Source organism: Rhodococcus sp. OAS809, from assembly GCF_040546695.1.
Classification (GTDB): Bacteria; Actinomycetota; Actinomycetes; order Mycobacteriales; family Mycobacteriaceae; genus Rhodococcus_F; species Rhodococcus_F qingshengii.
In genome coordinates this window covers 501,389-524,300 of sequence record NZ_JBEPOI010000002.1, presented here as the reverse complement: position 1 = coordinate 524,300, position 22,912 = coordinate 501,389, and the positions used below count along the sequence as shown (strand labels likewise).

Sequence of the window (22,912 nt, the reverse complement as noted above, 5' to 3'; positions counted from 1 at the left end):
CCCTAGTAGGTCAGGACCTCGAACCGTCTTCCGGGTCACCGAACGCTTTTCGGGTCATCCGCTTGGATACGACGCCCATTGCCGCAATCGCAGCGGCGACCCCCACGAGACCGATCACGAGGCCGACGCCCGGCGATGGTTTGAGAACAACGATGACGACAGTTGCGACCGCCAGCGCAGCCACAGCGGCGCCGAGCGAGAACAACGCCAGACGGGCGAGGGAGAAATCGTCACCGCCGTTCGGTCCGGATCCCCCGGTCACAAACTCTGCACCCAGTTGCTCAGCAACTCGGCGCCTGCGTCACCGGATTTCTCGGGGTGGAACTGCGTTGCCGACAACGCACCGTTCTCGACGGCAGCGAGAAACTTTCCGCCGTGATCGGCCCATGTCAGCTTCGGGGGTGCAATGTGCTCGGACGGCGCGAGCTCCCAACTCTGCACACCGTAGGAGTGGACGAAGTAGAAGCGGGTATCGGCGTCTATGCCCTTGAACAGGGTGCTGGACTCCGGCGCCTCCACGGTGTTCCAGCCCATGTGCGGCAAAACCTCTGCTTGCAGCCTCTCGACGGTGCCGGGCCATTCGCCACAGCCCTCCGCCTCGACACCGAATTCGACTCCCCGGTCGAACAGAATCTGCATGCCGACGCAGATGCCCAGCACCGGTCGGCCACCGGCCAGGCGTCTGCCGATGATTCGGTCACCCTGCACTGCACGCAGACCTTCCATGCAGGCCGCGAACGCGCCGACGCCGGGCACCACGAGACCGTCGGCCGCCAGTGCAACCTTCATGTCGTTGGTCACCTCCACCTGCGCCCCGGTGCGCGCCAGTGCGCGAGTGGCCGAATGCAGGTTGCCGGAGCCGTAATCGAGTACAGCAATCGTGGAAGCGCTCATGCCCCAACTCTATCGGGCAACCCTGCTGCCGATCACTTTGCCGCCCGCGGCCAGTGCCGGGAGGAGCGCGACAACTACCGCGGAGACCGCGAACACCCATGCGTAGCCGGCAGTCGTGGCCACGAATCCCAACGCCAGTGCACCGATTCCGGTGCCGGCGTCGTAGCCGATGTTCCAGATCGCGCTGGCGGATCCGAGTTGCCTCGGGCCGGCAGCCTGAAACGCCATGACCAAGGATTCGTTCTGCACCGCCCCGAACCCCAGCCCGAAAAGGACCGCCGCGCAGAACAAGACCGGCGTCGACCCGCCGTCGACGTTGATCGCGAGCAGCACCAATCCGATGGTCGACGACGCCAATGCCGGCGCGAGTGTCCGACCACTGCCGAGACGATCGGCGATCAGGCCCGCCGAGTACCGGCCGACCAACATCGACCCACTGGCGGTCGCCAACACCACTCCAGCAACGGCCGCACGCTCCGAGATTGCGATCGGCAGTAGAGACGACAATCCGCCGAACGAGGCGGACACACACGCCAGAGCGAGCACCGGAACCAAGACGGCGAACACACTCAGTCGAACGGATTCCCCGGTCGGCTGGGCGAAGATCTTCGGCAACCCGGCAATGGCCACCAGCGCGAGCGCCGGGATCAGCGCACCGAGGACGAACACCGGTGTCGCCGACCACCGTTCCATGATCGCAAGCCCCAGCGGAAGCGCCGCCATTTGTGACGCTGCGATCGCGATTCCCTGGGCACCGGTGGCACGGCCCAGAATTCGTTTGGGCGCCAACTCCGCCACCAGTGCACTGCCGGCCACCGTCAGCATGCCGAAACCGATGCCACGCACCGCGGAAACCGCCAGGACAGGGCCGGCGTCGGCCGAGATCAACAGCACCAACGACGGTGGGCCGAGGAGCAAACACCCGACTGCCAGCACGCGCCGGTAGCCCTGCGTCCGCAACAACCGAGGCACGAGCAGTTGCGTCAAGACCGTGGCCGCCATGAAGACACCGGTCACCGATCCGGCTAGCGCATCCGATCCGCCGGACTGCGCAACCAGCAACGGCACCACCGGCAACAGCAACGACCAGCCACCGAAAGCTGTTGCCGCCATGATCAGGACACCGATCATACCCGGAGTGCGAAACAACCCCGGTGATGGAACAGGATCTTGCGTCTCAGACACAGTCACTTTTCGCGTCACAGACGCAGTGCGCCCGCTACCGCCGCCAGAACCGCCAACGCCAGAAGGATTCCCGACGCAAGCTTGTTGACCTTGAACATCGAGTAGGCGCCACCCACGGCAATTCCCGCACCGATGAACAGCAGATAGGTGAAGAGGACGCTCACAGTGTGCCCTTCGTCGACGGCACGCCGCTCACGCGCGGATCCGGCTCGACCGCCTCACGCAGAGCTCGCGCAACGGCCTTGTACTCCGCCTCGGTGATGTGGTGCTGATCGCGGCCGTACAGAACCCGAACGTGCAGTGCAATACGTGCATTCAATGCGATCGACTCGAACACGTGGCGGTTGATCACCGCGTGATACGGAACGCCCGGGTACCCGCCGATGACGGAATGCACCATGTAGTCGGGCTCCCCGGTGTGCACGCAGTAAGGGCGACCGGAGACGTCGACCGACGCGTGCGCCAGCGTTTCGTCCATCGGGATGAAAGCGTCGCCGAAACGACGGATGCCCTTCTTGTCGCCGAGTGCCTGGCCGAGCGCCTGGCCGAAGACGATCGCGGTGTCCTCGACGGTGTGGTGGGCGTCGATCTCGACGTCGCCCTTCGCCTTGACGTCGAGATCGAAGCTGGCGTGAGTACCCAACGCGTTGAGCATGTGGTCGAAGAACGGAACGCCGGTGGAGACGTCGACGATGCCGGTCCCGTCCAGATTCAGTTCGACGACGATGCTTGATTCCCGAGTTGTTCGTTCGATCCGCGCGATGCGATCGCTCATGCCGTCTCTCCTGAATTCGTGTCGACCAGCTGGGTGCCTGCGATTTCGTCACTGGCCTTGATGAACGCGTCGTTCTCGGATTCGAGTCCCACGGTGGCCCGCAGATATCCGGGGATGCCGATGTCGCGGATGAGAACCCCGCGGTCGAGGTATTCCTTCCACGCCTGTGCACTGTCGGTGAACTGACCGAACAAGATGAAGTTCGCGTCACTGGGAATCACTCGGAAACCGTTGTCCGCCAGCGCCTTCGACACTCGATCGCGCTCGGCGGACAAGGCGTGCACACTGCCGAGGGTCTCGTCGGCGTGACGCAGGGCGGCACGTGCCGCCGCTTGCGTGACCACCGAGAGGTGATACGGCAAGCGCACCAACAACAGTGCGTCGATGAACGCGGGAGCGGCGGCGAGGTAGCCGAGTCGGCCACCGGCAAACGCGAAAGCCTTGCTCATGGTGCGGGTCACAACCAGCTTGGCCGGGAACTCGTCGATCAGCGTCATCGCGCTGGGGGCAGCGGAGAACTCCGCGTACGCCTCGTCGACGATCACGATGCCCGGCGCCACGTCGAGGATGCGTCGCAGTTCCGCAATGCCGACGCTGTGTCCGGTCGGGTTGTTGGGGCTGGTCACGAACACGACGTCGGGTCGACGTTCCGCAATCACGGTGACGGCAGCATCCACGTCGAGTGCGAAGTCGTCCCGACGGAAGACCTCGACCCACTCGGTATCGGTACCGTCGGCGATGATCGGGTGCATCGAGTACGAAGGCACAAAACCCATCGCGCTACGTCCCGGACCTGCGAACGCCTGAAGAAGTTGCTGCAGAATCTCGTTCGATCCGTTTGCCGCCCACAGATTGTCGACGGTGACCGGTACACCTGTCTGCTTCGCCAGGTACGCCGCCAGATCCGTCCGCAACGCCACAGCGTCACGGTCGGGGTAGCGGTGCAGTTCCTTCGCGGCTTCGCGCACGGATTCGGCCACATCGTCGATGAGCGCCTGGGTCGGCGGATGCGGGTTCTCGTTCGTGTTGAGCTGAACCGGAACCGTCAACTGCGGTGCGCCGTACGCCGACTTTCCACGCAGGTTCTCGCGAATCGGCAGGGCGTCGACCGAAATCGACTCTCCAGGAGCACTACTCATCGCAGAGCCTCGAATCGCAGACGCACAGCCTCGCCGTGAGCCGGCAGATCCTCCGCATTGGCCAGCGTGATGACATGTCCGGCAACGTCTTTCAGTGCAGACTCGGAGTAGTCGATCACGTGGATTCCACGAAGGAACGTCTGCACACTCAGACCGGAGGAGTGGCGTGCACACCCGGCCGTCGGCAGAACGTGGTTGGAGCCGGCGCAGTAGTCGCCGAGACTGACCGGCGCCCACGGGCCGACGAACACGGCACCAGCGCTGGTGACCTGAGCTGCCACCCCGGTTGCATCCTCGGTCTGGATCTCGAGGTGCTCTGCCGCATACGCATTGACGACGCGCAGACCAGCGGAAACATCAGAAACGAGCACCGTGCCCGACTGGCTGCCGGTCAGTGCCGTGGTGACGCGCTCGCGATGCTTGGTGATCTCGAGCTGCGCAGCCAGAGCCTTGTCGACCGCGTCGGCCAATTCGACGCTGGTCGTGACAAGAACGCTGGCGGCCATCACGTCGTGCTCGGCCTGACTGATGAGGTCGGCGGCAACGTGGACCGGGTCAGCGGTGTGGTCGGCGAGGATCGCGATCTCGGTGGGACCGGCTTCCGCGTCGATGCCGACCAGTCCGCGGCACAGACGCTTGGCGGCAGTGACATAGATGTTGCCGGGACCGGTGATGAGGTCGACCGGGACAAGCTCGGTTCCATCGGTGTCGGTTCCGCCGTAGGTAAGGAGGGCGACGCCCTGCCCGCCGCCGACGGCCCACACCTCATCGACGCCGAGCATGGCTGCGGCGGCAAGAATGGTCGGGTGCGGCAATCCGCCGAAGTCGGCTTGGGGCGGCGAGGCGACAACAAGCGATCCGACGCCGGCCGTCTGAGCCGGCACGACGTTCATGACAACGCTGGACGGGTACACGGCATTGCCGCCGGGCACGTACAGCCCGACGCGCTCGACCGGAACCCAACGCTCGGTGACCGTGCCACCCGGAACGACCTCGGTGACGGTGTCCTTGCGACGCTGATCGGCGTGCACCTTACGGGTGCGCTCGATCGCAACCTCGAGGGCTTCCTTGACTGCGGGGTCGAGTTCACGAAGTGCGCGCTCGAGCTCGGCTGCTGGTACACGAACCGAAGCCGGACGAACGCCGTCGAACTTCTCGCCGAATTCGAGGGCGGCTTCTGCCCCGCGATCACGGACGGCTTCGACCATCGGGCGAACCTGATGCAGTACCGCGTCCACATCCACTCCACCTCGGGGAAGCGCGGCGCGAAGTTCGGCCGTGGATGGGGTACGACCACGCAGGTCGGTGCGGGCAAGCATGAGAGTTCCTCTCGTACGCAAACGGGGTGCCTGTGCAAGCGGCAGCAAACCGGTCCGGCATCACAGGCCCTGAACAGCGCGCCTGAAACACAGAACTGATGTCAATTATCCAGGATAGGCGCACCCCGTTTTTCACCGGTCCACCTGCAACGCTCACTGCAGGTCCGGCGCCCGCCGCCGGGCGAGTTCGATCAGCTCGTCCCTTCGAGGTGTTGCCACCGAGATTTCACGGCCGTCATGCAGACGAAAGCGGACCCCGTCGCCGGGAGATGCGAGAATTACCCGCATACCTGGGCCGGTCATTCGATAACCGATTCCGGAGCCCATCCCGATATGTACTGCAGTGGCAGACACAACTTCGTCCCACCGAAATACCTGACGCAGCCCCGGAGACAGCGCGATCGACACTCGTTCGACGTCTGTGGTGATGATCACGCGCACCTTCCACATGTACGCGGCCAACCCGAAGGACAGGACCGCGGACAACACGGCGCCGACGTAGCCCGCCGAGTCGCGATCCACGATTGCCGCGAACCCGCAGACAATTACCAGGACAATTCCGAGGACGACGCACAATGCGACCGCCGACCGCCGCAGTAGTGGGCTCAGGGGAATGGACTCGTGAAATTCGCGCACAGCACCCCCCGCCTCGATCGCCGACAACCCCACCCCGAGGAATGACACCGGGAACACGACCATCCCATTACTCGCGCTTTTATAACAAACACGTCACGCACAGCTAGGGTCCAAAGTCGTGACAGACAGTGACGTGGCCACGACCGCACCTCCGGCCTTGCCGACCCCTCAGCGATCCAGCGGACCGAACCGAGCACGGATCGTTGCGATTGTCGCATCGATCCTCGGCATAGTTTTGTGCGGATCAGTGCCGTTCCTGCCGATCGAGCAGGACACCGCCGCCGTCAACTGGCCGCAGGCCGGGTCGACGACAAGCGTCGAGGCGCCATTGGTCTCGTACACACCGTTGCGCATGGAGGCATCGATTCCGTGCGCGTCGATCAGTGAGTTGGCCGCCACCGGCGGAACGCTCGTCTCGACTGCTCCCCCGGGTGCCGCCGATGCGCGCCGCTACGGATTTGTTGCCACTGTCTCCCCCGAATCCTCCGACGCTCCCGCTCGGGTCGACGTTGTCCTACGCGATCGAGTGTTGCTCTCGACACCCGTCGCTGATCTGCCGAGTGGATGCGCACTCACGCTCGCCGCCGAGCCGACCCGAACCACCTTCAGTGCCACCGGTTCCGAACCGCGCGTCATCGAGGGCGACAGCCGGCCACAGGTAGTCGGCGTCTTCAGCGACCTCGATTCGGCGGCAGCCGGTTTGAACGTCTCGATCGAGGCGGACTCTCGCTTCACGTCGAGCCCGTCGGTGATCAAGACTCTCGCCATGATTCTCGGGGCACTCACGGCTGTCGTGTCCCTCTTCGCGCTGCACCGCCTCGACAACCGCGACGGCCGGGGCACACGCAAATTTCTGCCCGCCCGATGGTGGAAGTTCACCGTCCTCGACGGGGTCGTCGTCGGAACGCTGGTGCTGTGGCACTTCATCGGCGCTACCACCACCGACGACGGCTACCAGTTCACGATGGCAAGAGCCTCCGAGCAATCGGGCTACATGTCCAACTACTTCCGGTGGTTCGCGGTCCCCGAAACCCCGTTCGGAACGCCGTATTACAACATCCTCGGACTCCTGGCCCACGTCAGCACCGCAAGCCCCTGGGTCCGTCTGCCTGCTCTGTTGGCAGGCATCATCACCTGGCTCGTCATCAGCCGGGAGGTTGCGCCTCGGCTGGGCGCCGCCATTCGCGGAAATCGACTCGCCCTCTGGACCGGCGCGCTTGTCTTCCTCGCTTTCTGGCTTCCGTTCAACAACGGACTGCGCCCCGAACCGATCGTTGCCCTCGGCGTGCTGCTGACCTGGTGCTCGATCGAACGCGCCGTCGCGACGAGACGACTTCTGCCGGTCGCAGTCGCGATCCTGATCGCCGGATTCACCTTGACTGCCGGCCCTTCCGGCCTCATCTGCTTTGCCGCACTCATCGCCGGAATACGCCCGATCATGCGCATCATCATCGAACGTGCGCGCACCACCGGTTACGTCGCGGCTGTCGGGCCACTGCTAGCTGCCGGACTCTCGATTCTCATCCCCGCGTTCGGCGATCAAAGTCTGGCCGCCGTCATCGAGATGCAACGCGTCCACTCGATCTCACCGAATCAGCCCTGGTTCGACGAGTACCTCCGCTATCAGTACCTCTTCAACATCTCCGTCGACGGTTCCCTGACTCGCAGATTCGGTGTGTTCGTCATGGTTCTGTGCCTTGGCGTCTGCACCGCGATGATGCTGCGCAAGGGGGGCCGGATTCCCGGTTTGGCCGCCGGCCCGTCACGCCGCGTCGTGGGGCTGACGATCGGCGCACTGCCACTGCTGATGTTCTCGCCGACCAAGTGGACGCACCACTTCGGAATCTTTGCCGGACTCACCGCCGTTCTGGCGATGATGACGGCCGTCGCCGTGGGAACAAAACTCCTGCGCTCGCCGCGCAATCGGGCCCTCTTCGCGGCGGCCGTCCTGTTCCTCCTCGCGGTGGCATTCACCGGCAGCAACAGCTACTACTACGTGTCCAGCTACAGCGTTCCGTGGTGGGACAAGCCTGTGTCCATCAGCGGACTCGGCGCGAGCACCGTCCTCCTCGGGCTGACGGTGCTGATGCTCGGCGTCGCCGCGTGGTACTTCTTCCGTGAGCCGTACACCGCGGGGAAGGAACCGTCCGCGAAGCACGCTCGACTGCTTGCCATCTCGCCACTGACGGTTGCCGCAGGTGCCATGGTCCTCTTTGAGGTGCTGTCCATGGCCAAGGGCGCGGTCACCCAGTACCCGGCCTATTCGGTGGGCCGTGCAAACGTCGACGCCGTTCTCGGCCAACACTGCGGACTCGCCAACGACGTTCTGCTCGAGACCGATCCGAACGCCTCGATGCTGACGCCCCTCTCGGGCAGCGTCGCCACAGGACTGTCCGCCGGTGGGGCTACGGGATTCGATCCGAATGGCGTCGCCTCCGACCTTCGAGCAGACAAGGAAGCCACGGCTACCGGCGGCGCGAACACCGTCGACACCTCCGAGGACACCGCCGGCAACTCGGCCGGAACCGGCGGTGGCGCCGGACAGACCGGAGTCAACGGCAGTTCGGTCGCGTTGCCGTTCGGTCTCGACCCGGCGACAACACCCGTCATGGGTAGTTACGGTCAGCCCTCCCCCGGCACTCTGACCAGTGACTGGTACCAACTCCCCGACGTGGGCGAGAACGCCACACGTGGCGACATCATCTCGATTGCCGCGGCTGGTCGTGTTCGGTCCGTCGACAAGGACGGAATCGTCACCTACGGCCAGAACGTCGAGGTCGAGTACGGCACAGCGCGTGGCGTCGACGATGCCGAAACAGACGCTGTCGAAACACTCGGAAAGATCGCGCCCCTCGACATCGGCCCGGCGCCGTCATGGCGGAACCTGCGTGTGCCGTTGGATCAGATTCCCGTCGAAGCCAACAGCATTCGACTGGTCGTCAGCGACTACGACAGCAAGCCCGACCAATGGGTGGCCGTCACCCCGCCGCGGGTTCCGAAGACCCAGAAGCTCAACGACGTCGTCGGTTCACAGGCGCCCGTCATGCTGGATTGGGCTGTCGGACTGGCATTCCCATGCCAACGCCCCTTCGATCATCGGGTCGGTGTCGCCGAGGTCCCCGAGTATCGGATCCTTCCCGACCATTCCGGCGCGCTCGTGACCAGTGCCTGGCAGGACCACTACGGTGGTGGACCGTTGGGGTGGATCGATCTGCTCCTGACCGCTCAGACCATTCCGTCGTATCTCGACAACGACTGGGCTCGCGACTGGGGTTCGATCGAGAAGTACACACCGATCGATCCGAGTGCAGTACCTGCCCAGGTCGACGAAACGACCGTTCAGCGCTCCGGGACGTGGAACCCGGGATCGATGACCATGGTTTTCTGAGCGGAATTTCTGAGCGGCTGGGTCACTGAGTGACACGGTCCTGCCGCGGGCGGATCGGACGAAACGCCTGCGACTGGACACTTGTATGACTTAGTCTCCCAGGCATGGGAGCCCTGTCACGGTCTATTGCGCCTGCGCTGATGGCACTGACGTGCCTGTTCGGGGTGCTGGCCCTTCCCGCTCACGCCTCGGCTGAGGTACCGGATGACTTCCTCTGGGGCGTTGCCACCTCCGGGTTCCAATCGGAAGGTTCGTCGCCGGACAGCAACTGGTCTCGATACTCCGATTCCGGACGAACCCACGACAAGATCGGTGACTCGGTCGACTTCCGTCATCGCTACGCCGAGGACATCGACCGGGCGGCCGATCTGGGATCGAAGGTTTTCCGATTCGGCGTCGAGTGGGCGCGAGTTCAGCCCGCCGCCGGGAGCTGGAACGAGACCGAATTCGCCTACTACGACGACGTGGTAGCTCACATCCGCGCGCGGGGCATGACTCCGATGATCACACTCGACCACTGGGTGTATCCGGGATGGGTTGTCGATCAAGGCGGCTGGACAAATCCGAAGACGGAAGCCGATTGGCTGGTCAACGCAGAGAAGGTAGTCGAGCGGTACTCCGGAATCGGGGCGCTCTGGATCACGATCAACGAGCCGACTGTGTACGTTCAGCGCGAATTGACCTACGGCGGAATCGCACTCACCCAGGCGCCGTCGATGTTCGACTCATTGGTCCGAGTCCACCGGGCGATCTACGACCGCATCCATGTTCTCGATCCCGGTGCCCGCGTAAGCAGTAATTTCTCCTTCATTCCCGGCGTGTCCGAGGCGATCGATTCGGTATTCACGGATCGAGTGCGCGACAAGCTCGACTTTCTCGGCATCGACTACTACTACGGTGTGGCCCTGAACAATCCGACTGCCGCGTACGCCGCACTCGACGAGTTCTACAACGTCACGCCGCAGCCCGAAGGCCTGTACGACGCATTGATGCGGTACTCGGGCAAGTACCCGGAACTCCCCCTCTACATCGTCGAGAACGGCATGCCCACCGACAACGGAGCGCCGCGCGCCGACGGATACACACGCGCGAATCACTTACGCGATCACATCTATTGGATGGAACGCGCCCGAGAAGACGGTGCCGACGTGATCGGCTACAACTACTGGTCCATCACCGACAACTACGAATGGGGTTCGTACCGACCTCGATTCGGCCTCTACACGGTCGATGTTCTCGGCGATCCCACTGCGGCGCGAATCCCGACCGACGGCGTCGACGCCTACCGCCGGATCATTCACGAGAACGGCGTCGGGGCCGACTACGTGCCCGTCATGGCCCCGGCTTTCTGCTCGCTCGTCGATCCTCCCCGCAGCTGTACGGCTACTCGATGAGGGCCGTTTTCCGAAATTCCTCCACTCCTCGTCGTTAGGATGTCCCATGCGAACACTGCGAAATATCGCCGGAACTGCCGCTGCCACCGCTGTCCTGATCCTGGTTGCCGGAGGCGCTGCGACGGCAGCCCCGAACCCGGCCGATTCACCCCGCGAGGCGCAAGCACGCGCCTACATCGACGCCCTCGTCTCCCATGACGCCTCCGATGTTCATTTCGCCCCGGATGCGACCCGCGTCGAAGCCGGACTCAAGACGGGGTTCTCCGGACCACAGATGTCCGCCGACCTCGAACACGGCATCCAATACCGCGTTATCCAGGGCGTCCGAGACCTCGAGATGTCAGAGGCCGGGGACACCGTCTCGACCACCTACCTGCTGGACGCGGGAATCGGCGGCACTCGCCTCATGACCGTGGAGATTCGTGAAACCTTCGAAGTCCGTGACGGTCTCATCCACGACGTCGTCGCCGACATCATCCCGGTGTCTGTGTCGTGACGCGCGCCCGATAGCTACTGGGCGGTGCACCCGAGACTCGGGTGCACATCGCCGCGAAGGCAGCCGGCGTCGAGTATCCGAGTTCAGACGCAACGGCCGTCACACTGGCCCCGGCAGAAAGTTTCGGAAGCGCGTGAAGAATGCAGGCACGCTGCATCCACGACGACGCGCTCATCCCCGTTTCCGAGATCAGCAAGCGGTGCAGTGTCCGTTCACTGACGTGGAGTCGGTCAGCCCACCGCGTGGGCGAGTCATGGATCGACGGGGCTGCGAGATACTGCGCGCACAACGCCCGCAATCCCGGGTGCCGAGGCAGCGGGAGTTCCACAGGTAGGGGCGCAAGATCGCGAAGTTCGTGCAGGATCAGCTGAAATACCGCGGCGCTGCGTCCGTGTGCGGGTAAGTCGTCCTCCACATTCAGCTCGACATCCATGTCGACTGCAGCGACAAGTAACTCACGCAGGAGCGACGATACTGCGACGACTCGGCACCTGACCGGGAACCACGGCGCTGCGGACGGTTCGATGTAGAGGCTTCGCGTGCTGACGCCGTCCATTGTCACGGCATGAGCGACACCGGCGGGAATCATGACCGCATTGGACGGCAGAACCGTCCACTCACCGTCTTCGGTTTCGACGTTCATCGCACCGTTCACAGCGAAGAGAAACTGGGCTCGTCGATGTTCGTGGGCGGCCAGCACGTGACCGGGTGGGTAGTCGGTTCCGAGTGCGAGAACACCGCGGGGTGAGTGATCGACGTCGTTGATCGAGATGTTGCGCACCGGAGGAACCTACCGAGTCCGTGTCTGATTGACAATGGAACCTGGCGAACCTTCGAATGTGCGCCAGCGGAGAAATCGCTACCGTTCATCAAGTGCTTCACTACGCCCTCATCCTTCTCGCTTTCGGCGCCTTGACCGGAGTCACCACCGTTCTGTTCGGATTCGGTGGCGGGTTTGTCACTGTCCCAGTCGTTTACGCTGCATCGACGCTGAGGCCGGACGTCATCGATCCGATGCATGTCGCCGTAGCATCCTCGGCGGCCGTGATGGTGGTCAATTCACTCGGTGCCACAGTCGCATTCAGGAAGTCAGGACGGCTTCGGACGGAGTACATCAGACCTCTGATCGGCCCCGTCGCACTCGGAGCCGGGCTCGGAGCGGTTGCGGCGGGCCACGTAGACGACGGCGTCGTCCGGATTCTGTTTGTGCTCTACCTGCTGGTGACAATCCTGGACAGTCTTCTGCGACAAGGGTTTCTGACACCATCTGAACCTCGCGAACATCTTGACCGTCACGGCGTCCGCGCTGTCGGGATAGGCATCGGTGCCGTCGCAAGTTTCCTCGGAGTCGGCGGGAGCGTCATGACGGTTCCGATGATGCGACGCCGCGGAGTTCCGATGGCCGACGCCGCCGCGAGCGCCAACCCGTTGAGCTTGCCTGTCGCCGTCGTCGCGACTGCGGTGTATGCGGTCTCATCAGGGCACAGTTCAGCCTCGGATCTGTCGGCGGGCAGAGTCGGCGCTGTCGACCTTCTGGCCGTCTGTGCACTACTCGCCGGTTCCCTACCGGCGATCGCGCTGAGCCGACGAATCGTCGGTGCCATACCGGACCGAGTCCATGCCGCCACCTACATCGCTCTACTCGGCGTCGTCACGGCAGTGATGGTGATTGCTTAGCGAACGGCGTATCGCAGATAGATGACGCCGCCGTCGAAGGTTTTCTCCTCGAGCAGTTGCAGATCAAGCCGGCTTTCCGGGAGAGCTCGCAATCCGCCACCGATATTGACCGGACACAGGAACAGTCTGACTTCATCGACCAAACCCGCCGCGAAAGCACTAACCGCAACCGTCGGTCCACCGATCGAGATATCTTGTACCGCTTCACTCTCGAGCAAACGGATGAAGTCTTCATCGAAGCTCGGGACAATCCTGGTACGTGCGGTCGACACCTCGTTCAGCGTCGTGGAGTACACGATCTTGTCGATTCCACGCCAGATCTGTGCGAACTCGGCGGTCGCCGCCTCGATACCGGCAAACTCGCCCGGAGCCGAAGGTCCTCCTGCCACCGAAGAACGCTCGAGATCCTCGGACGCCATTGTTTCCCAGGGAATCATCGTCTCGTACATCCGGCGCCCGAGCAGGTACGTGCCGACTCCCCTCTCTAGCTCGTTGACGAACGCGTGGACCTGCGCGTCGGGAACCGCCCAGTCGAAGTTCCCCTGCTCATCGGCCACATACCCGTCGATCGAGCAGATCGCCGAGTAGATCAGGCTCACCATCGGTCCACGTGCAGCACGTTGTCGACCGGTTCACGGGCGGCGGGTTTGAACGTCTCGCCGGTGAAGTACGCCGTCGGGATGAGCGCAGCCTGATGGAATCCGGCCGGAATGCCCAGCAGCTCGGCAACTTCCGCTTCACGCTGCAAATGCAATGTCGTCCACGCCGTACCGAGCCCACGTGCCCGCGCGGCCAGCGCGTAACTCCACGCAGCCGGGAGTAGCGAACCCCACAGGCCGGCTTGGTTCCCCTCCGGCAGCGTCTTGCCCGCCTTGATACACGGAATGAGAAGGACCGGCACCTCACCCATGTGCTCACCGAGCCACGCGACGCTGGTGCCCACGCGTTGTTGAATCGGCGCGCGATCGGGATCATCGGCGAAGAGTTTTGCCGCCGAACCGTGAGAGGCAAGGTACTCGTCGGTGACTTCCTTGTAGATCTGCCCGACTGCTGCACGCAGTGCCGGATCGGTCACCACCATCCACTGCCAGCCCTGGCGATTCGAACCGGAGGGCGCTTGCAGGGCGATCTGGAGGCATTCCTTCACCAGGTCCAACGGCACGGGACGGGTCAGATCCAGACGCTTTCGAACGGTCCGCGTTGTGGTCAGCAATTCGTCGGGTGTCAGGTCGAGTACGGGATACGACGTCATCCCCCGATCATTGCACTGTCGCGAGCAGTGAGCAGGACTGTCCGTCTACACTTTTCTGATCCCGTGCGTGCTCGTTGTCGGGAGTATTTCCCGATCAAAGGACTTTCGACATGAGTTGGCACGTCTGGTTGGCGTTCTTCGGAGCAAGTTGGGTGATCAGCCTGTCGCCGGGGGCCGGCGCCATTGCGTCGATGTCGTCGGGACTTGCCTACGGCTTGCGACGCGGATACTGGAACATCTTCGGGCTGCAGTTGGGATTGTTGCTGCAGATCGGAATTGTCGCGGCGGGGGTCGGTGCAATTCTCGCCAGTTCGACCGTGGCCTTTTCCTTGATCAAGTGGTTCGGTGTCGCATACCTCGTCTACCTGGGGATCAGGCAGTGGCGATCGGCGCCCACCGAGGTGGAGACCGACGAGGCAGCCGCGAGCCACTCCGGTCCGAGGATGATGCTTCGCGGATTTCTCGTGAACGCGAGCAATCCGAAGGCCGTCGTTTTCATGCTCGCAGTGCTCCCGCAGTTCTTGGACCCGTCGGCGCCGCTGCTGCCGCAGTATCTGATCATCGCCGCCACGATGTGCGCAGTCGACGTGATCGTGATGACCGGATACACCGGCCTGGCCGCCCGGGTACTCACCTTGATGCGCTCCCCCAAACAGCAGCGAACCACCAATCGAGTGTTCGCCGGCCTGTTCTTCGGAGCCGCCGGCTTCCTCTCGAGCATCGGGCGTGCAGCGGCTTGATCGGTAACACGGCTCGAGAGATCACAGGCCCGCAATCAAGTTGACGACGGACGCCACGATCACCGAACCGAACAGGTACGACAGCAATGCGTGGCCGAGTGCCATCGCGCGCATGTCCGACGACTTCAAGTTGGTGTCGGAAATCGCGAAGCTCATCCCGACCGTGTACGCCACGTAGGCGAAATCGCTGTACCTCGGCGGTTCTTCCTGATTGAAATCGATTCCGCCGTCGGGGCCGGAGTAGTACAGCCGTGCATATCCGAGGGCGAAGAGCGTGTGGACCGCCAGCCACGAGATCACGACGCTGCCGACTGCAACCGATGCCGCCACTACTTGGTAGTGATGTCCGTCGGGTGCCGCCAGGAGCAGGAACGCGATACCGACCAGGCTAGCGACGGCGGCACCGAGAATCAGCAGGTGCGCGACGTTTCGGGCCGGCTCTTCGCGCGTTGCGTGGCTTGCGGTGAGCGTCGCGTCGAAGGGCCAGACCAGAATCCACGTCCACACCGTGAACACCATCGCCGCCACATCCCAGCCGATCAGAAACGCGAATCGGGGGTAGCCGACCAACGCCGTGACGACACCGGCGGCCACACCGAGCAGCAGACCCGTCGACACTCTCAGCGCCGGCCCGGCACCCAGGGCGCTCCGTGGAACCGGGTTGATCGGAAGGTCGTGCGGTCGATCGTTCACGGGCTCAGTCAACCACTGTTCGAAGTGAGACGGTGGTTACGTGACACGGCGACTCAGGCGTTGCACGCACCGACTATCGGCTTGCCATTGAATCTGTCCAGCACGTACTGCAATCCGACGCCGAAATCCGCTACGGCCGGCGCGAGGTGGTTGTTGCCGCTCCCCGGATTCACCGCAGGCAAGGTGTCGGTGAACAACGTCGCCTCGGCCCCGCGCGCGCACCAGTCCTGAACCAGGCGCCGGGTTTGCTCGAACGGGATGAAATCGTCGTTGAGCGCTCCGTTGACCAGAATCGGCGAGGCCGGGGTTCGCCACCCGATGCGTTGTTCCTCGATCACCTGTTGGATCTCCGGTACCGATTCCACCACGTCGGCGAGTGGTCGTCCGTCTGTGGTCCACGACGCCGTCGACTGCTTCCCGTACTTGGTTCGGGAATCGATGAGGCATTGCCCGGCGACGTCGGCGAGCACGGACCGGCCGTAGTCGTTGAGTCGAGATTCGATTGGCTCTCGGGCGGCGGGATAGCGGTCGAGGACGCCGTTGATCGTGTAACCGATCGCGGCCATCAGGCCGGTACCGTCGATATGACGCAGAACGCTTGCCAGGTCTGCCGGGGGCGCGCTCGCGTAACTCCCGACCAGATTCAACTCAGGCGCGTATTCGGGTGCCAGTTCGGTTGCAGCGGCAGTGGCGCCGCCGCCCTGCGAGTGGCCCCACAGCGCTATCGGATCGTCCTCTCCTGCCCGCGCGAGGGCTCGGGCAGCGCGCGCACCGTCCAACATCGCATGGGCTTCCTCGGCGCGATTGACGTAGGTATGGACGCCGGGTGTTCCGAGTCCGATGTAGTCGGTGACGAATACACGAACGCCCTGGGTGAGGAAAGCGAAAGCAAAAGCTGACTCGTAGTTGACACCGACACTGTCCACACCGGCACCGTAGTTCGACGGATTCCCGGGTTCCGCCAGGCGGAGCTGACCGGCAGTGGGAAACATCCTCGACGGCGCGCACTGATCACCTTGGCCCTGCGTACCCGGACCGATCACCACCGTCGGGCGGGGGCCCGCTCCTGACCACGGGGCAGCCGGCTCCAGGTACGAGCCCGACACAGCAACCTTGGATCCGTGGGTGTCGGTACTCGAATACAGGATCCGGGTCCCCACACCAGGCACTCCGCCGACGGCACCGGCCAGAGCCAGCGGTTCCGTCCGAATCACCGAACCCGGATCACCGACGTCGCCCGGAATCGCATCGTAGAAATCGTTCACAGGTTCGGCGTTCGACATCGGTGTGAACAGCAGCGAGGTCGGCAACAGCGCTGATACCGCAACGGCCGAAATCGTCAGTGCCGCGAGGACAACCTTCCGGGTGCTCATGGAAATCCAACGTATAGGCCTCAGTCGACGCGCGGACCGGTTTCGATCTGCGGGACTTCAATCGATCGATACCAACTGTCACGCGAGCGGGCCATGCCGCTGGCCCCCCGAGCCCCTGGTTTCACGGCCAGAACCTGATGAATCGTAAGCCTGTGCGGCTCCTCGAAACCCAGGGCACTGGCAGCGAGATACAGCAACCAGGTACGCACCCGGGGAGCACCGACCTGTAAGACCGATGCGTCCCAGTTCTCGCGAAGGTTCTGCACCCATGCGCGCAGTGTCAGTGCGTAATGCTCGCGCAACGCTTCGCTGTCACGCGTCTCGAAACCCGAAAGTTCCAGCGCATCAATGGTTTTACTCAACGGAAGGATCTCACCGTCCGGGAAGATGTACCTGTCGATGAAGCTGGGACCGTCATCGACGTTGTCCGACAACGACTTCACCGCGGCGATGGCATGATTGAGCAGACGACCCCGCGGCACGAGCAGGTCGTAGAGTTTTGCCGTGTACACCGGCAAATTGACCAGGCCCACGTGCTCGGACATGCCGATGCTCGAAATCGCGTCGTAAGGGCCATCGTCGATGTCGCGGTAGTCCTGCACCCGAATCTCGATGCGATCGGTCAAACCCGCGTCGGCAACTCGCCCCTTGGCGTATTCGACCTGCTCGTTGCTCAGCGAGACTCCGACGACGTCGACGCCGTAGTTCTGGGCGGCGTGCAATGCCATCGATCCCCAACCGCAGCCGACGTCGAGCAGTCGCATTCCCGGCTTCAGATCGAGCTTGCGGCAAATCAAGTCCAGCTTCGCGTACTGAGCAGCTTCGAGGGATTCGACACCTTCCGGCCAGTATCCGCACGAATAAACCATGCTCGGCCCGAGGAACAGTTCGTAGAAGCGATTCCCGACGTCGTAGTGATGGGAGACAGTCGCCGAATCGCGTGATCTACTGTGCCGCTTGCCTCGCTTACTACGCATCTCGATCGCCGGGGGTGACGGTGGTGGACCCACCGCCCCCAAGCCGGCGAAAGTACCGGCGGCGCGAACAATCGAGCGCAGCGGCAACGTCGACAAACGATTCTCACCGAGCCGCGTGACCAGTTCCGGGACGTCGAGGAGCGCGAAGATGTCGCCGTCTACGTCCAGATCGCCGGAAACGTACGCCCTCGCCAGCCCTAATTCGTTGGCAGAGTAGAGGACCCGCCGTAGGGCACGCCGATTCCGGAAGTGAACCTGCGCAGCGGCGTCCGGTGGCCCTGCCTCCGAACCGTCCCAACATCGCACGCGAACCGGAAGCGGAACCCCGATCACTTCCTCGAACACCGTCAAAATCTTGGCCGCGGCACCAGTCACTGATCAACCCTCCGACAAAAGATGGTTAGCCGATGACAGAAAACTTACGCCCGATTCGCGAATCTTTCGCGCCATTTGTCCGAGTTTTGGACAGTGTTCATCGCGGTTTCGGTATTCATCGCCGAGTTCAGGGCTCCACCATTCCGGCGAGGAATTCCACCAGCAGTCTCTTCGTGACCTCACGTGGCAGCGATTCCACTGCCGCGAGGACGGCCGCCATGTCCAAGGGAGAATCGGAAGAGCCCCGAGGATCCAGCCCCGCCGACGTCAACGCTGCCGCGACGGCGTCACTGGGCAACGCAAGAACATCGGCGACGGTGACATCGCCACGTTCGAATGCTCCGGCCAACTCTGCCAGGGCCGGCGGCGCCTCGGCTGCCGCCGAGCCGCGAACGTCGTCGGCACCGAGGACGAGTGCGCTGGTCAACTCGCCGAGCACAGATTCCGTCACCGGGGTGACGGTGAGGTGGGTTGTTCGAGGCAACGTCGTCCCGTCAGGTTGCGTCGACGCCGGCTGCCCTTGAAGGACGAAGCCGCGAGCACCGACAGCGCTCACCCAGCGATGCGGATCCACTCGCCGTTCGAGCGGCACGGAATCGTCGGTAGCGACCGCGAACAGTGGTCCCACCGGCGAGCCCACGACGCGAAGACCCTCGATTGCCTCGACCGTGCCGATCAGTGCACGAGTGGCCCGCTGCGCCCGGGACACCAATTCGGCGTACCCGGATTGCCCGAGGACTTGCGAAATCGCCCAAGCACCGGCAAGAGCAGCAACGGATTTGGAACCGAGAAGCGTGGGATTGACCACCGGGTACCCCGGCCAGTCCGTGAGTCCGAAATACTGCTTGCGATGCAGATCTCGCCCTCGGTGCAGCAGGACCGAAACGCCTTTGGGCGAGTATCCGTACTTGTGGAAATCGACGGACATGCTGGTGACCCCGGGCACCCGGAAATCCCAGGGTGGCAGATCACCCCACCACGGCAACGCAAGCCCACCGATGCAGGCGTCGACATGCAGTGGAATCGAATGTGCACGAGCAACTTCCGCGACATCGGCGATCGGGTCGAGCGCCGCGAACGGGTAGCTGGGCGCGGAGACGACGATCAAGACCGTGTCTTTCCGAACTGCCGTCGCAATATCTTGTGCGGCGACGCGCCCCGACGTGGGATCTACGGGTACCAGGATCAGTTCCAGTCCGAGCAGGTGAGCTGCCTTGTGGAAAGCGGCATGCGCGGTGGTCGGAAGAACCAGCGAACCCTCACCCGGCGGGAGCCCACGGAAGTCGCGAGCTGCCTTGACGGCCAACACACAACTCTCCGTTCCGCCGCTGGTGACATTGCCGACGACTACGCCTCCGGCGTCTGTATCTGCGGCTGGTTCTGAAGCTCCATGGAGGAACTCGCGTGCGAACGCAACCAACTCACGCTCCATCACCGCGGTGGACGGGAACACCGTCGGGTCGAGACCGTTGACCGGCTGAACCAATCGAGCTGCGTCCGCTGCCAACTCGTCGAGCGCTGCGAGGCCGCTGTCGTACACGTACGACAGAACCCGGCCTCCGTGCGTCGGAGCGTCCTGCTCACGAAGCGAACGCAGCCGAGTCAAGATGTCGGCCGCCCTCTTCTCGAGGTTTGCGCTCTCGACGATCTTGCCCTGAAGTTCCTCGGCCCGAGTGGAACTCATCGTTCACCTTTCGTTCTCGTGAGTGGATTCTTGTTCGGTGCGGTAATTCCGCAATACGACCAGGCTGATCGCAACCAGGATCGCCGGCACGACCGCGAAGCCGAGGGCAATTCCGGTCAGCGCCGATTCCGGTTGCACGACAGTCTCGCCCGCAGTTTTCGAGACGAATCCGGTGACCGCGAGTACACCCAAGAACACCGCGGGTCCCAGGGCAAGGCCTGCGGTTTCCGCGGCGGTCCAGATACCACTGAGCGAACCACCGCGTTGGCGCCCACCGATTCGCGCGTCGTCCTCGATGACGTCCGGAAGCATCGCCAGCGGGAACACCTGCATGCCGGCGTAGCCGACGCCGGCAAGCGCGACGGCACCGTAGATCCACGAACCCGCGTCGACAGCCGCAAGCGTCAACAACGCCGTGGCGACGACGAACAGAACCGAAGACACCACGTAACCGCGAAGCTTTCCGTACCGATGCGAGAACCGGTACCACAGCGGCATGACGACGAGAGCTGGTCCGACGAGTGCAACGAACAGACCGGTGAGCGCACCTTCGTTGCCCATCACATAGGTCGCCAGATATTGCGCACCCGCCAACATCACGGCGGTGGCAAGAGCTTGGAGCACGAAGACGCTGCCCAGCAATCGGAAAGCGCGGGTACGTCGTATCGCGTCGAACCCGTCCCGGTACTGCGAGAGCAACGAGCCGACCGGCGCGTCCGCGTGAGTCACCGTGTGGCGCGCGGCTCCGCGAACTGCCCAGATCATTGCCCCGCACATCAGCGCCGACACCCCGATCGCCATGACCAGATAACCGCGTGCTCCGCCCCCGGCAGCATCGCGGAGCTCGGGTCCGCCGGCGCCGATGACCAGAATTGTCAGGGCCAACACCGCAATTCGAACCGATACCAACCGAGTGCGCTCGTGGTAATCGCCGGTCAACTCGGTCGGCAACGCGATATATGGAACCTGAAAGAGGCTGTAGGCACTCGCCGCGAGCAGGAAGAAGACGAGCACCCACATCGCCCCGACTCCGGGGCCGGCCGACACCGGGGCCGAAAACGTGAGAATGAAGAGCAACGGCAGTCCCAGAGCGCCTGCGAGCATGAGTGGCACTCGCGTACCGGTTCGATGAGAGCTTCGGTCGCTGATCGACCCGATCAGCGGATCGATCAGGACGTCGGCGATTTTCGGGACAATGACCACAAGCGACGCGAGCGCCGCGGCAACGCCGAGCGTGTCGGTCAGGTAGTACGCCAGTACCAGACCTGGCAGAACACCGAATCCACCCGTACCGACACTTCCCGCTGCGTATCCGGCCACCACACCACGCGAAAGCCTGTCAGGCGATCTACCTTCACGAAGACGTACCGGTTTGTCTGTAGTCACCGTCCACACACTAATGTCACGACTCCGTACCGCGAGGGCAAAAGAATCCCGATGACCAGAAGTCGCTCACTCGGACGGGCCTGGCATGCCAGACTGTGACCCGATTCGCACACGAAACGAAGGTCTGAAGACGATGGTTGACCCACTGCGAGAGATCTGGCCTCCGTACGGAGTCACGATCACGTGTGGGCCCGTCACCTTGCTCCCTGTGCGCGACGATCATTTCCCCGAACTCACTGCGCTGGTCCGAGCCGGCATTCACCCCGCCGAACAGATGCCGTTTCTCGTCCCCTGGACAGTGGGCACTCCCGACGAAGTGTCGCGAAGATTCATCCAATACCACTGGTCGGTCCGCGGAGCGATGACCATGACCGACTGGAAATTCGAAACAGCCATTGTCGTCGACGGAGAAATCGTCGGCTGCCAGGCGTTCGCCGCGACGGACTTTCCCAAAAGTCGTACCGGTGAAACCGGCTCGTGGATCGGACGCGGGTTCCAAGGCCGGGGTGTCGGCACTCTCGCCCGACAGGCAATCTGCGCATTCGCATTCGACTCTTTGGGTGCACGAAGCGTCGTGTCATCGGCATTCACGGACAACCCCGCCTCGATCACGGTGTCCACCAAAGTCGGGTACCGCGCAGACGGCACAGTAGAGGAGTTGGCTGCCGACGGTCGCATGACCGTGCGTCGTCTCTTCACCCTCAGCCGCGAAGATTTTGTCGCACCGCCGTATCCCGTCGAAGTGACCGGCGTGCGCGCGTTCAAGACGATGCTCGGCATCGACTGAGCGAGCTACCCGTGCACAGTGAGAACCGAGAGAGCAGCGACAACCGGAAGAACAGCGACAACCAGTAGAACAGTGACAACCGATAGAACAGACACATGGAACCCTCCGACATGATGGCCGCAGTCACCTCGTCCATGCGCGACCGTACCGGGCGCACCCTCGAAGAATGGGTTGAGGCCGTACGGACGTCCGGGGTCGACCCGCTCGATCAGAACGAAGTGCGCAAGTGGCTGAAAGCAGAGCACGGTGTACCGCAGAATTCGCAGTGGGCAATTGCATTCGAGACTGCCGAACAGTCCGGATGGGTGGAGCCGACCGTCGAGCAATACATCGACCAGCAGTACAGCGGCCCGAAGGCAGCACTGCGGCCGATCTTCGATGCAGCCCGACGTCTGATCGAAGAACTCGGAACCGATGTTCGGGTCGAAGGCCGCGGAACCTACACACCCTTCATTCGCGCTCGCCAATTCGCCACCATCGCAGCGGCCACCACGGCCCGAGTCGACCTCGGACTACGTTTTGTCGAGGCCCCCGAATCCGAACTTCTTGTCACGGCCAAAGCTCCCGGGCAGTCGACCCACAAGATCGGGCTCACCAGCACCGCAGACGTGAACGACGAAGTCGGATCGCTGACAGCGATCGCGTATCAACAGAACGGCCGGTAGGTCACCCACTCACCGCCACGCAAACGCACCTGCAGGCTGCACGAAAGTCCCTGTCCTCCTTGACGGAGAACAGGGAC

At 63.4% G+C, this 22,912-nt stretch carries 23 protein-coding genes; 7 read left to right on the top strand and 16 right to left on the bottom strand.

Annotation, left to right across the window (positions count from 1 at the left end):
* Positions 1 to 10 precede the first annotated feature (10 nt).
* The 8 genes from ABIE52_RS05590 to ABIE52_RS05555 form a co-directional block, all read right to left on the bottom strand.
* The gene (locus tag ABIE52_RS05590; protein ID WP_030537065.1) at positions 11 to 262 is read right to left on the bottom strand and encodes a hypothetical protein; all 252 of its coding nucleotides are present in this window, start codon (positions 260 to 262) and stop codon (positions 11 to 13) included.
* Positions 259 to 894 carry an imidazole glycerol phosphate synthase subunit HisH gene (gene hisH, locus ABIE52_RS05585; RefSeq protein WP_003942389.1) on the bottom strand — a complete coding sequence of 212 codons (636 nt, stop codon included), beginning with the start codon at positions 892 to 894 and terminating at the stop codon, positions 259 to 261. Before hisH ends, ABIE52_RS05590 begins: the two co-directional genes overlap by 4 nt.
* A 9-nt stretch (positions 895 to 903) precedes the next feature.
* Positions 904 to 2,025: an MFS transporter gene (locus ABIE52_RS05580; RefSeq protein ID WP_037126830.1), complete on the bottom strand. Its 1,122-nt coding sequence runs from the start codon at positions 2,023 to 2,025 to the stop codon at positions 904 to 906.
* Positions 2,026 to 2,093: 68 nt separating this feature from the next.
* A complete protein-coding gene (locus tag ABIE52_RS05575) occupies positions 2,094 to 2,243 on the bottom strand; it encodes a CG2302 family histidine operon protein (protein ID WP_007732248.1) in 150 nt (49 codons plus the stop codon).
* Entirely contained in the window at positions 2,240 to 2,854 is a 615-nt protein-coding gene (gene hisB, locus ABIE52_RS05570; RefSeq protein WP_003942383.1) for an imidazoleglycerol-phosphate dehydratase HisB, read from the bottom strand. The genes ABIE52_RS05575 and hisB overlap by 4 nt, the downstream gene beginning before the upstream one ends.
* Positions 2,851 to 3,993 carry a histidinol-phosphate transaminase gene (locus tag ABIE52_RS05565; protein ID WP_030537067.1) on the bottom strand — a complete coding sequence of 381 codons (1,143 nt, stop codon included), beginning with the start codon at positions 3,991 to 3,993 and terminating at the stop codon, positions 2,851 to 2,853. Before ABIE52_RS05565 ends, hisB begins: the two co-directional genes overlap by 4 nt.
* Positions 3,990 to 5,312 carry a histidinol dehydrogenase gene (gene hisD / locus ABIE52_RS05560; RefSeq protein ID WP_020908000.1) on the bottom strand — a complete coding sequence of 441 codons (1,323 nt, stop codon included), beginning with the start codon at positions 5,310 to 5,312 and terminating at the stop codon, positions 3,990 to 3,992. The genes ABIE52_RS05565 and hisD overlap by 4 nt, the downstream gene beginning before the upstream one ends.
* Positions 5,313 to 5,465: 153 nt before the next feature.
* The gene (locus ABIE52_RS05555; RefSeq protein WP_007732256.1) at positions 5,466 to 6,011 is read right to left on the bottom strand and encodes a hypothetical protein; all 546 of its coding nucleotides are present in this window, start codon (positions 6,009 to 6,011) and stop codon (positions 5,466 to 5,468) included.
* Positions 6,012 to 6,066: 55 nt separating this feature from the next.
* Between ABIE52_RS05555 and ABIE52_RS05550 the strand changes: the two genes are divergently transcribed.
* The 3 genes from ABIE52_RS05550 (at position 6,067) to ABIE52_RS05540 (ending at position 11,226) form a co-directional block, all read left to right on the top strand.
* Positions 6,067 to 9,336, top strand: coding sequence for an arabinosyltransferase domain-containing protein (locus tag ABIE52_RS05550; protein WP_371736612.1), 3,270 nt, complete (start codon positions 6,067 to 6,069; stop codon positions 9,334 to 9,336).
* A 140-nt stretch (positions 9,337 to 9,476) separates the two neighbouring features.
* A complete protein-coding gene (locus ABIE52_RS05545; RefSeq protein ID WP_082920640.1) occupies positions 9,477 to 10,730 on the top strand; it encodes a glycoside hydrolase family 1 protein in 1,254 nt (417 codons plus the stop codon).
* Positions 10,731 to 10,776: 46 nt separating this feature from the next.
* Entirely contained in the window at positions 10,777 to 11,226 is a 450-nt protein-coding gene (locus ABIE52_RS05540) for a DUF8021 domain-containing protein (RefSeq protein WP_030537070.1), read from the top strand.
* On the opposite strand, the gene ABIE52_RS05535 is transcribed toward ABIE52_RS05540, so the two are convergent.
* A complete protein-coding gene (locus tag ABIE52_RS05535) occupies positions 11,204 to 12,007 on the bottom strand; it encodes an AraC family transcriptional regulator (protein WP_030537071.1) in 804 nt (267 codons plus the stop codon). The genes ABIE52_RS05540 and ABIE52_RS05535 overlap by 23 nt on opposite strands.
* A gap of 92 nt (positions 12,008 to 12,099) precedes the next feature.
* On the opposite strand from ABIE52_RS05535, the gene ABIE52_RS05530 reads away from it, so the two are divergent.
* Complete coding sequence (locus ABIE52_RS05530) at positions 12,100 to 12,903, top strand: sulfite exporter TauE/SafE family protein (RefSeq protein ID WP_230587605.1); 804 nt, start codon at positions 12,100 to 12,102, stop codon at positions 12,901 to 12,903.
* Here the strand turns inward: ABIE52_RS05530 and ABIE52_RS05525 are convergent.
* Both ABIE52_RS05525 and ABIE52_RS05520 read right to left on the bottom strand, forming a co-directional pair.
* The gene (locus ABIE52_RS05525) at positions 12,900 to 13,505 is read right to left on the bottom strand and encodes a dihydrofolate reductase family protein (protein ID WP_030537073.1); all 606 of its coding nucleotides are present in this window, start codon (positions 13,503 to 13,505) and stop codon (positions 12,900 to 12,902) included. The genes ABIE52_RS05530 and ABIE52_RS05525 overlap by 4 nt on opposite strands.
* Positions 13,499 to 14,155, bottom strand: coding sequence for a nitroreductase family protein (locus tag ABIE52_RS05520; RefSeq protein WP_003942413.1), 657 nt, complete (start codon positions 14,153 to 14,155; stop codon positions 13,499 to 13,501). The genes ABIE52_RS05525 and ABIE52_RS05520 overlap by 7 nt, the downstream gene beginning before the upstream one ends.
* 110 nt (positions 14,156 to 14,265) lie before the next feature.
* Here ABIE52_RS05520 and ABIE52_RS05515 point away from each other — a divergent pair, with 110 nt between their 5' ends.
* Positions 14,266 to 14,895, top strand: a complete 630-nt coding sequence (locus ABIE52_RS05515) for a LysE family transporter (protein ID WP_030537074.1) — start codon at positions 14,266 to 14,268, stop codon at positions 14,893 to 14,895.
* Positions 14,896 to 14,916: 21 nt separating this feature from the next.
* Here the strand turns inward: ABIE52_RS05515 and ABIE52_RS05510 are convergent, their stop codons facing one another.
* From ABIE52_RS05510 to ABIE52_RS05490, 5 genes are all read right to left on the bottom strand, one after another.
* Positions 14,917 to 15,588 carry a DUF1345 domain-containing protein gene (locus tag ABIE52_RS05510; RefSeq protein ID WP_030537075.1) on the bottom strand — a complete coding sequence of 224 codons (672 nt, stop codon included), beginning with the start codon at positions 15,586 to 15,588 and terminating at the stop codon, positions 14,917 to 14,919.
* Positions 15,589 to 15,641: 53 nt separating this feature from the next.
* Positions 15,642 to 16,961 (bottom strand): lipase family protein, encoded by a 1,320-nt coding sequence (locus ABIE52_RS05505; RefSeq protein WP_030537076.1) that lies wholly within the window; start codon positions 16,959 to 16,961, stop codon positions 15,642 to 15,644.
* Positions 16,962 to 16,981: 20 nt separating this feature from the next.
* Positions 16,982 to 18,313, bottom strand: a complete 1,332-nt coding sequence (locus ABIE52_RS05500) for a class I SAM-dependent methyltransferase (RefSeq protein WP_030537077.1) — start codon at positions 18,311 to 18,313, stop codon at positions 16,982 to 16,984.
* A gap of 127 nt (positions 18,314 to 18,440) precedes the next feature.
* The gene (locus ABIE52_RS05495; RefSeq protein WP_030537078.1) at positions 18,441 to 19,997 is read right to left on the bottom strand and encodes a pyridoxal phosphate-dependent decarboxylase family protein; all 1,557 of its coding nucleotides are present in this window, start codon (positions 19,995 to 19,997) and stop codon (positions 18,441 to 18,443) included.
* Between the two features lie 3 nt (positions 19,998 to 20,000).
* Positions 20,001 to 21,392, bottom strand: a complete 1,392-nt coding sequence (locus ABIE52_RS05490) for an MFS transporter (protein ID WP_192712925.1) — start codon at positions 21,390 to 21,392, stop codon at positions 20,001 to 20,003.
* Positions 21,393 to 21,516: 124 nt separating this feature from the next.
* Between ABIE52_RS05490 and ABIE52_RS05485 the strand changes: the two genes are divergently transcribed.
* Together ABIE52_RS05485 and ABIE52_RS05480 are read left to right on the top strand one after the other, a co-directional pair.
* Positions 21,517 to 22,170 carry a GNAT family N-acetyltransferase gene (locus ABIE52_RS05485; RefSeq protein WP_179090782.1) on the top strand — a complete coding sequence of 218 codons (654 nt, stop codon included), beginning with the start codon at positions 21,517 to 21,519 and terminating at the stop codon, positions 22,168 to 22,170.
* A 95-nt stretch (positions 22,171 to 22,265) separates the two neighbouring features.
* Entirely contained in the window at positions 22,266 to 22,835 is a 570-nt protein-coding gene (locus ABIE52_RS05480; RefSeq protein ID WP_030537081.1) for a DUF5655 domain-containing protein, read from the top strand.
* The last annotated feature ends 77 nt before the right edge of the window (positions 22,836 to 22,912 follow it).

Coding starts and splice junctions, on each gene's coding strand:
- hisH (WP_003942389.1), bottom strand. CDS start 894: ATGAGCGCTTCCACGATTGCTGTACTCGATTACGGCTCCGGCAACCTG.
- ABIE52_RS05580 (WP_037126830.1), bottom strand. CDS start 2,025: ATGATCGGTGTCCTGATCATGGCGGCAACAGCTTTCGGTGGCTGGTCG.
- hisB (WP_003942383.1), bottom strand. CDS start 2,854: ATGAGCGATCGCATCGCGCGGATCGAACGAACAACTCGGGAATCAAGC.
- ABIE52_RS05565 (WP_030537067.1), bottom strand. CDS start 3,993: ATGAGTAGTGCTCCTGGAGAGTCGATTTCGGTCGACGCCCTGCCGATT.
- hisD (WP_020908000.1), bottom strand. CDS start 5,312: ATGCTTGCCCGCACCGACCTGCGTGGTCGTACCCCATCCACGGCCGAA.
- ABIE52_RS05555 (WP_007732256.1), bottom strand. CDS start 6,011: ATGGTCGTGTTCCCGGTGTCATTCCTCGGGGTGGGGTTGTCGGCGATC.
- ABIE52_RS05545 (WP_082920640.1), top strand. CDS start 9,477: ATGGCACTGACGTGCCTGTTCGGGGTGCTGGCCCTTCCCGCTCACGCC.
- ABIE52_RS05540 (WP_030537070.1), top strand. CDS start 10,777: ATGCGAACACTGCGAAATATCGCCGGAACTGCCGCTGCCACCGCTGTC.
- ABIE52_RS05525 (WP_030537073.1), bottom strand. CDS start 13,505: ATGGTGAGCCTGATCTACTCGGCGATCTGCTCGATCGACGGGTATGTG.
- ABIE52_RS05520 (WP_003942413.1), bottom strand. CDS start 14,155: ATGACGTCGTATCCCGTACTCGACCTGACACCCGACGAATTGCTGACC.
- ABIE52_RS05515 (WP_030537074.1), top strand. CDS start 14,266: ATGAGTTGGCACGTCTGGTTGGCGTTCTTCGGAGCAAGTTGGGTGATC.
- ABIE52_RS05505 (WP_030537076.1), bottom strand. CDS start 16,961: ATGAGCACCCGGAAGGTTGTCCTCGCGGCACTGACGATTTCGGCCGTT.
- ABIE52_RS05495 (WP_030537078.1), bottom strand. CDS start 19,997: ATGAGTTCCACTCGGGCCGAGGAACTTCAGGGCAAGATCGTCGAGAGC.
- ABIE52_RS05485 (WP_179090782.1), top strand. CDS start 21,517: ATGGTTGACCCACTGCGAGAGATCTGGCCTCCGTACGGAGTCACGATC.
- ABIE52_RS05480 (WP_030537081.1), top strand. CDS start 22,266: ATGGAACCCTCCGACATGATGGCCGCAGTCACCTCGTCCATGCGCGAC.